Annotated in this window: 9 protein-coding genes; 4 read left to right on the top strand and 5 right to left on the bottom strand. The window is 37.4% G+C overall.

The genetic code is table 11. The features are described from left to right. A partial coding sequence (locus ACNKXS_RS12050; RefSeq protein WP_417921059.1) for an aldehyde dehydrogenase family protein occupies positions 1-925 on the bottom strand: 925 nt, incomplete at its 3' end. Positions 926-1,088: 163 nt separating this feature from the next. Between ACNKXS_RS12050 and ACNKXS_RS12055 the strand changes: the two genes are divergently transcribed. Further along, positions 1,089-1,499, top strand: a complete 411-nt coding sequence (locus ACNKXS_RS12055) for a glyoxalase (protein WP_417921060.1) — start codon at positions 1,089-1,091, stop codon at positions 1,497-1,499. On the opposite strand, the gene ACNKXS_RS12060 is transcribed toward ACNKXS_RS12055, so the two are convergent. Further along, on the bottom strand, positions 1,473-2,207 hold the full coding sequence (locus tag ACNKXS_RS12060) for a DUF3307 domain-containing protein (protein WP_417921061.1): 735 nt from the start codon (positions 2,205-2,207) through the stop codon (positions 1,473-1,475). The genes ACNKXS_RS12055 and ACNKXS_RS12060 overlap by 27 nt on opposite strands. Beyond that, positions 2,197-2,862 carry a hypothetical protein gene (locus ACNKXS_RS12065; protein ID WP_417921062.1) on the bottom strand — a complete coding sequence of 222 codons (666 nt, stop codon included), beginning with the start codon at positions 2,860-2,862 and terminating at the stop codon, positions 2,197-2,199. Before ACNKXS_RS12065 ends, ACNKXS_RS12060 begins: the two co-directional genes overlap by 11 nt. Positions 2,863-3,015: 153 nt before the next feature. Here ACNKXS_RS12065 and ACNKXS_RS12070 point away from each other — a divergent pair, with 153 nt between their 5' ends. Continuing rightward, positions 3,016-3,468 (top strand): transcription elongation factor, encoded by a 453-nt coding sequence (locus tag ACNKXS_RS12070; protein WP_298526115.1) that lies wholly within the window; start codon positions 3,016-3,018, stop codon positions 3,466-3,468. 7 nt (positions 3,469-3,475) lie between these two features. Here the strand turns inward: ACNKXS_RS12070 and ACNKXS_RS12075 are convergent, their stop codons facing one another. After that, positions 3,476-5,521: an HD family phosphohydrolase gene (locus ACNKXS_RS12075; RefSeq protein ID WP_417921063.1), complete on the bottom strand. Its 2,046-nt coding sequence runs from the start codon at positions 5,519-5,521 to the stop codon at positions 3,476-3,478. 114 nt (positions 5,522-5,635) lie between these two features. Between ACNKXS_RS12075 and ACNKXS_RS12080 the strand changes: the two genes are divergently transcribed. Both ACNKXS_RS12080 and ACNKXS_RS12085 read left to right on the top strand, forming a co-directional pair. Next, positions 5,636-6,817: an acetyl-CoA C-acyltransferase gene (locus tag ACNKXS_RS12080; protein ID WP_298526119.1), complete on the top strand. Its 1,182-nt coding sequence runs from the start codon at positions 5,636-5,638 to the stop codon at positions 6,815-6,817. Between the two features lie 15 nt (positions 6,818-6,832). Continuing rightward, positions 6,833-7,585, top strand: a complete 753-nt coding sequence (locus ACNKXS_RS12085; protein WP_417921064.1) for a C40 family peptidase — start codon at positions 6,833-6,835, stop codon at positions 7,583-7,585. Between the two features lie 77 nt (positions 7,586-7,662). Here ACNKXS_RS12085 and ACNKXS_RS12090 read toward each other — a convergent pair. Further along, positions 7,663-8,888: tetratricopeptide repeat protein (locus ACNKXS_RS12090; protein WP_417921065.1), on the bottom strand; the 1,226-nt coding region annotated here is incomplete at its 5' end.

Here is an 8,888-nt window from a genome sequence, read left to right on the forward strand (position 1 = left end):
CGAGATCTACTCTGGCCATGGTTCCAATAAACGTATCCTTGTGCATAGGATCTCCACTTTTAAGTTCTTTTACTTTTTCAACATACTTGTTTGTGAATTCTTCGGCGATATTTTCCTGAAGTAAAAGTCTTTTTCCTGCAATACAGCTTTGTCCTGTATTTTGAAACCTTGCTTGAATACAAGTGTCAAGCGCTGACTCTAAATCTGCGTTTTCGAAAACTACCAGCGCATTACTACCACCTAATTCCAGTACAGATTTTTTTATCTCACTACCTGCTGTGGAAGCTACTGCAGATCCGGCAGGCTTAGAACCTGTGAGAGTAACTGCCTTTATTCTTTTATCTTTTATAACATCATCGATCTTGTCGCTTCCTACCGTCATATTCTGAAAGCAATATTTAGGGAAACCAGCTCTCTCAAATACTTTTTGAATATTATTCGCAGAACGCATGACATTGCTGGCATGTTTAAGAACCCCTATATTACCAGCCATTAGGGCGGGCGCAGCAAATCTAAAGACTTGCCAGAATGGATAGTTCCAGGGCATAACAGCCAGAACTACACCAATAGGTTCGTAACTTACATAACTGTTTTGTGCATCTGTATCTATTAGCCTGTCAGCAAGATGTTCCTCAGCATGCTTGGCGTAATACTCACAGACCCAGGCACATTTTTCAATTTCAGAAATACTTTGAGAAATAGGTTTACCCATTTCAAGTGTTATATCTCGAGCGTATTCCTCTTTATTTGCTTTGAGCTCTTCCGCAGCATTATTCATAAATTCAGCACGCTCGCTCATAGTGGTTTTTCTCCAGAGTTTGTATCGTTGCTGTGCGTTATCTAAAACTTCATCAATCTGCTCTTTAGAAAGTTCTTCAAATTTTTCAATGGACTCACCGGTATATGGATTCTTAGATTCTATCATGAATTTATTTAGCTTTTATGTTAAATATAAGAACTTGAAGGTGTCTCCCAAGTTCGATTAAGAGAGATTTAACTCGCAGTTGTTTATAAACAGTTTACAACTAAGCTGATGGCATAGTGGTTGAGATATCTCTATTGGTTATATTTAATAAAACCAACACGTCATGAATCCTAGAGACATAAAATTGCTGGAACTCAGGCCCGAGATTCCTTCTGCCAGAATTACTGATAATATGAGTGACGAGGAACGTTTTCAAAATACAACGCTTCGTCCTGTAGCCAAACTTCAGAATGATTTGATCCTGGCCATGTTTAGAAATTACATCAAGAAGCACAAAAACAAATTCTACGAATTAAAACTGGATCGCAGATTGATTTACATCGAAACTGCAATTCAGAAGGATATAAAATTCAGAAACAGTTTAAAAGGTGCGATCATCGGGCAGTTTACTATTGAAGAGTACGATAAGTATATCCTCAATAGTTCTGCATTAAATAAGCGAATGATGAATATTGTTCGCGAAAGATTACAGAGTAATATTCAATTACTAGAAAAACATGACGTAGCGTACTAGGAAGCCTACAATAACTGTGATGGTAAAACTCATAAGCGTTCCTACCAGAACGTATTCGGTCTGTTTCCTTGCTCCGGTTTCAGCCTTATCGCTAAACCTAAGAATCGATTTTGCGGCTATCAGGAACCCAATTGCTGAAAAATTATCGGTTAGAATAAATGTAAGCACAAGAATTCTTTCAAAAATCCCAATATAACGGCCAGCGGCATCGAGACTATTTTTCTGTAGATCATCTTTCACTTCTGTTTGCCAGCGACTTGTAGCTTTGCCAATTAAAAATCCTGAAGGGAAGATCACCATTAAATATCCGATAATGACTGCAAGGATCGAAGAGGAATTGATCATTCCCTGTAAAAATAAGATCACATTTTTAAAATTATCTGTGAGATAAAGCCATGCAAAAATGATAGCTATTAAATGAAGTAGCTGATCCAGCACAAACATTTTTAAAGTGTCTTTTCCTGACTGTAGTTTCCAAAGGTCTACAATAAAGTGAGTAACACCTATAAATATTGCAATATACCAGAGTTGAGGATCTGCCAGGAATATCAAAGTTAGAATTCCCGCTACGATCGAATGTAAGTAAAGGAATCGGGATCTGCCTTTTTTTCTTCTTTTATGCTTCACCCATTTCGTAGGCTGTAGGACAAAATCGGTTACTACATGTGCCAGTACCAATTGTAAAAGAACCAAAATACTATTCTCCATCTATAAAATGTTGTTTCATAACTTGTTCGTATCGCTCCATCAAACTCAAGATAGCATCCCATCCGGCAGCCTTTTTACGCTGATTAACAGCTGACTGACTAATTCCCAATGTATCTGCAATCTCCGTTTCTTTCATTTCCTTTAACAGATAATAGATAACTTCTGCTGAGGCACTACTCCATTTATCTGTGATTGTATCAAATAGCAAAAATGCATTATCGAATTCATTGTTAATCTCATTAATTCCGGTTGTTAACGTCATTTTCCTACCGGTCTTCTTCATTTCGTCAAGAGTACGACCAGAGAATTGAAAAGCTTCCCCGTTTGATTCCATGATCGAATCTCTTTTAAACTCTATTTTTCCAATACCTATCGAAATTCTAAGATCAGCTTCAATACGATAGGAATTAGAATCAATAGCTACCTTGGATCGTAATTTATTAATTGCTGTTTTCATTCTTAAAGCACTTCGGAATGAAAATACAGGTTCTATTACACCTTGTATACTATCACCTCTATACAATTCGAATTTAGAATTCTTATATTCAATTTCAATTCCCTCGATTTCTGCATTGATAATGTCCAGGACCTCAGTAAGTAATTCCGCTGAATATTTGGTGGAATTTAGCAAGTCGGCGGTAATAACTGCGAACATAATTTAAAGTATAAAAATTAAGTATAAAGGCTAATATAGCGATATTATAAGCAAATAGACTTATTTCCTCCAAAGCGTATTAAATATTTCCTAATTGCTCGGCTATGACTTTTAGCTTAATTAATTTTAATTCCAATCTAGAATTAAAATACAATGGTAGCTAATAAAGCAGAATTATTCAACAAATGTCTCGATACAGTAAATAGACAGATCGATAAATATCAAAATGAAATGGACCAGATCAAGCAGTCCATGGAGAACAATGATGCTCATACAGATTATGATGAGGACGATAGTAAAGGACAATTGCTTGGTGACTTTGAAAAGTATGCTGAATACCTTGACAACTCAAGGAAAATGAAAGAAAAATTAAGCAAAATAGACAGAAACCATTACACGGAAGCTGTTGATTTTGGGAGTGTTATAGAGACCAATGATAACTATTACTTTATATCTGCCGCTTTAGGTAAAATTGATATGGAGGATGGAACATCAGTTTATGCAATTAGTACAGATGCTCCAATCTTCAGTGAAATGAAAGGTAAAAAAGCTGGTGATAAATTTTCATTCAATGGCAAAGAACAGGAAATAAAAGAAGTTCACTAAAATTCTTTTATTCCGGGTATTCGATCCTGAGATGGTAGATGTTTTTCAACTTCCGTTTCAGGATCTTTTTTATGGTCTGAATTTCCTTAAATGTAATATTAGAATTTAAAAACTGACCTTCATCCATTTGCTTATCGATTATCTTTTCAACAAAGCTATCAATTAGAACAGCAGTTGGCTCCTTCAAACTTTTACTCGCAGCTTCTACACTGTCACACATCATGAGAATGGCAGTTTCCTTACTAAAAGGAATTGGACCAGGATATTTAAAATCATCTGGAGCAGCATTATCATTACTTTCCATCTCCTTTTTGTAGAAATAGTAAACGGTACTGGTTCCATGATGAGTTCGAATAAAATCGATCACCCTATCCGGTAAATTGTTCTTTTTCGCGATCTCAATTCCTTTAATTACATGCTCAATAATAATTTGTGCACTTTCTCTAGGTGAAAGCTCATCATGGGAATTGACCGATGTAGTTTGATTCTCTGTGAAGTATGTTGGATTGTGCATTTTACCAATATCATGGTATAGTGCTCCTACCCTCACTAGCATTGCATTTGCCTGAATTTCATTTGCAGCAGCTTCGGCAAGGTTCGCTACATTTAAACTATGATGAAATGTCCCTGGTGCTTTTTCTGCAAGTTGTTTCAGTAACTTTGAATTAGTATCTGAAAGTTCCAGAAGTGACATATCTGAAACCATTCCGAAGATTTTTTCATATACGTAGATAAGAGGCTGAACGAACAAGGTTGCCAGTCCACCAAGTAGAAAAGTAAGAAAGACTTCAGCACTAATATCATCAACCGTTCCTTCCTGAATGATCGTAAATGCGAAATAGGCAATAATATATACCAAGGTAATCTGCCCTACCGAAATGAACAGGTTCGCTCTTTTATAAAGTTCACTAATGGTCAAGATCGTCACAATACCCGCTATGATCTGTAAAAACATATACTCATAGCTGTTTGGGACTATAAATCCTATAAGAAGCACTGTTATTACGTGCGTGAACAACCCAAGTCTTGCATCGAAGAAAGCTTTTAGGGTAAGTGGAAGGATACACAAAGGCACTACATAGACGTAGTTGATATCAAAATTTATTACCAGGGTGGTTAGCATTACCATAAAGATGATGTTGAAAAATATGAAAGTTACCTTCACATTATTTTCAAATATACTGGTACGATACTTTCGCATGAATAAGAGCAACATTAACAAAGCCAGCGCTACCAGCGTACTGTAACCAACGATAATCCAGTTATAGTTCGTCTGGCTCCAAACCTGCGATTCATACTCAGCTTTCAGGGATCTAAGGATATGGTATTTATTTCCTTCAACTACTTCTCCCTTTGCTATGATTCTGCTTCCCTGCTCAATGATTCCACGAGTGTAACTGATATTATTCAGCTTACTCTGAAGCTCTTTCTGGGTTAACTCATTATTAAAAGTTACGTTGGGCTCTATGGAATTAAAGAAAACCTCTAGCAATTCGGTTTTAAAAGAACTAAATCCTGCACTGCTAATCTCCTCGCTAAGAAAACTGCGAATCTGGCCCTGTTTCAGAATTCGGCTATATTCAACTTCTGAAGCTTCATTACCTTTTAATAAATATACCAGCTGATCAGGCTCTAATCTTTCACTTTCCTGTAGAAGTCCGAACTGGTAGATCTTACCTACCGTTTTCTGAACAAAATTATCGACAATGGTTTCGTAGACCCTTAAAGTAGTGTCTGCAAAGACATTATTAACCTCCTGCAGAGCGTCATTTTTTACTCGCTCCTCTTTTTCGGCATCAAAATTATAGTAAGGGATATGGGCCTTCTGTATATCCTGTTGTTCTGCGGAAATCTCCTCATCAGTTTTTAGAATGGCAAAATCAAACGGCGCGTATAAATTCTCATATTGCCACGGTTTGCCCTTCGGAATATCGTATTTGAATTTACCTCCTTTTGGCAGTAGGTAAACGATCAAAACTGAAGTAAGTATGAATAGGAAAACTTTATAAAAAAGTGCCTGATTCTTGTAAAGCCTGTTTACGAAATCGCTCATATATATTGAGGTAATGCTCAAATGTAGTAAAAATAGGGCTCATTGAGCTTAGGTTATTAAATTCCTTATAAAATCACTAACTTCGCAACACTCGAAATAATAAGATTTAAACATATGAATAAAGAAGTAGTTATAGTAAGCGCTGCGAGGACTCCAATAGGTAGTTTTCTTGGTAGCTTATCCAGCATTCCCGCAACTAAATTAGGCTCAATAGCCATTAAAGGTGCGCTTGATAAAATCAATCTAAAACCTGAAATGGTTCAGGAAGTTTTGATGGGTAACGTTGTACAGGCGGGTAATGGTCAGGCACCTGCGAGACAGGCATCACTTGGTGCCGGAATTCCTGATTCTGTGCCATGTACCACAGTGAACAAAGTATGTGCCAGCGGTATGAAAACAGTAATGCAGGCAGCTCAATCTATCATGCTTGGCGATAACGATATTGTTGTTGCCGGTGGAATGGAAAACATGAGTTTGATCCCTCACTATGTTCACATGAGAAATGGGAAGAAATTTGGACCTGCAACTTTGGAAGACGGAATGCAAAAAGATGGTTTAGTAGACGCCTACGATCATAATGCTATGGGTGTTTGCGCCGACTTATGTGCTTCTGAACATAATTTCTCACGCGAAGATCAGGATGATTTTGCTAGAAAATCTTATGAAAGATCTGCCCAAGCGTGGAAAGACGGGAAATTTGATAATGAAGTAGTACCGGTAGAAGTTCCTCAAAGAAAAGGTGATCCTGTGATCGTAAAAGAAGACGAAGAATTTAAAAATGTTCGAATGGACAAGATCTCTTCTCTGCGACCTGCTTTTTCTAAAGATGGTACAGTAACCGCTGCAAACGCATCTACCATTAATGATGGTGCTGGCGCCGTAGTTTTGATGAGTCGCGAAAAAGCTGATGAACTTGGTTTAAAACCTCTAGCAACGATTAAAAGTTTCGCTGATGCTGCTACAGAACCAAAATGGTTTACTACTGCTCCATCTAAAGCTTTACCTAAAGCTATTGAAAAGGCTGGAATTAGCCTTGATGATGTTGATTTCTTTGAATTTAACGAAGCATTTGCCGTTGTAGGACTTGCTAATATGAAGATCTTAGGATTATCAGACAAGAACACAAACGTTAACGGTGGTGCTGTATCTCTTGGACATCCACTTGGATGTAGTGGAGTTCGTATTTTAATCACGTTACTAAACGTACTGGAACAAAATAATGGAAAAATTGGTGCTGCAGCGATCTGTAATGGTGGCGGTGGTGCATCAGCAATGGTTATAGAACGTCATTCATAAGTCAATTTTTTGTAGATGCAATATGGTATTTGCCATTTAAGTATTGTTCCGCTTAGAAATTCATCATCTGCAGAAGGTGAAATGGTTTCTCAAATCTTGTACGGTGAACACTTCAAGGTTTTGGAAAGAAGAGCACACTATAGCAAGATTAGAAATTCTCATGACAGCTTCGAAGCCTGGATTGATAATAAGCAATATAGAATGATCGAAGAATCTGACTATCAAAATCTAGATGGTCAGACTCTTCAATTATCTTCAGATCTTATCGAATTCATTACAGATGAAAAAGGTTTGCTTATGCCCATAGTTTTGGGTAGTTCGGTTAGATTTTCAGAGCAGCTGAATCATAAATTCGAAGGAGAATACGACAATGCTTCCGGTCGCTCAAAGTCAGATCTTATAATTACAGCCAGCTTATATATTAACACACCTCAAACTTCTGGTGGCAGAACTCCATTTGGAATAGATGCAGCAGGTTTTACGCAGGCCGTGTATAGAATTAATGGATATAAACTGGACAGAGAAGCTGCTGCACAAGCTAAACAAGGTGAAGCTCTTAGTTTTATTGAAGAGAGTGAACCCGGAGATCTGGCATTTTTTGATGATCAGGATGGTATTATTAACCATGTGGGAATGATGATGCAGGACAACTATATCATTCATGTAGACGGAAAAGTTCGTATAGACAGGATAGATCATTCAGGAATTTTTAATACTGAACTTCAAAAGCATACCCACAAACTACGTGTGATCAAAAAGATCATTTAATTGCATAAATTCTCTCTTGTAGACATAAAAAAACCCGCTGAAATTTCAGCGGGTTTTTTTTTGATTAGTTATACTGATTATAACCTGTCCTTTAAAGCATCAGCTTTTTCTTGTTGATCAAGATTAGTATATAAGTTCATCGCAGTTTTTAAGATTTCCTTATTCTCTGGATCTACTTCCATCGCTTCCTCAAGGTATGGTAAAACCTTTTTGTATAGGTCTTTTCTCTGAGCGTCAAGCTCATCATAACGAGCATTGTCTTTTTTGCTCATTCCAAGATTGTTCATCTCATCGATAAGTGCTCTCTCTTCACCCAACATAGCAGCAATCATATTAATTCTCGCTTCATTATATTCTGGATCGATCTCTAAAGCAGTTTTATAACTTTCTACCGCCTTATCAGTATTCTCAATTTCAGCATACATCAACCCAATGTTGTTATATACACCAGGATTGGATTTGTCCATGTTTCCAGCTTTTTCCAGGATAGAAATTGCTTTCTCCTTTTCGCCCATCTGGTAGTACATATTCGCTTCTGAAAGTAATAGATCTACATCATTCGGGTTTGCAGCTTTTGCTGCGTCAATAGATTCGATAGCCTTATCATATTGCTCCTGGTTGATATAAATTCTGGCAACTAAAGAGGCGATCTCTCCCTTTTTAGAAGGAATTGGTTCTACTTTAGGATCCTTGTATTGTCCTGTCTTCACCATAAGATCCATTTGTTCCTTAGAACCCATATTCTCTTTTTCACCGGTTTCAATATTTACGGCAGTATAAGATTTGCCTGAACCATCATAACCAAGGTCACTTAGTTCTTCAAGGTATTCTACAGCCTTACCATATTCCTGGGCATTCACTAAATTATTAGCAGCATAATACAGGTAAACCGTATCCTGCTTACTCATTTGGTAGCTAGTGTATAATTTATCTGCTGCCGACTTATAATCTTCTTTCCCCTGGTCTTCAATTGCAGAGTTAATAAGATCATTCTTCATTTTAGTCAGTGCTGCGGATGCATCCTCGTTCCCAAGTTCTGCCGCCTTAGCATAGGCCATAGCCGCTGTTTGCACATCTTCATTTGAAGGATTCCCTGAAGAATAAGCTTTACCTTTATATAGGTAAAACCTCTCCTGCCATTTGTCATTCAATTCGGAAAGATTCGCTTCAGCAACTTTTAACTGAGCCTTAGCTTCAGTAAAGTTTTTGTCTTCAATAGCGTCTTCCGCATTTTTAACCTGGTCCTTCTGCGCGAACGTCGTCATGGTTAGAAATGACACAGCCGCAGCCGTTAAGATATTCG

Origin of the sequence: Christiangramia marina (assembly GCF_048285865.1) — a bacterium.
Taxonomy (GTDB): Bacteria; Bacteroidota; Bacteroidia; order Flavobacteriales; family Flavobacteriaceae; genus Christiangramia; species Christiangramia marina.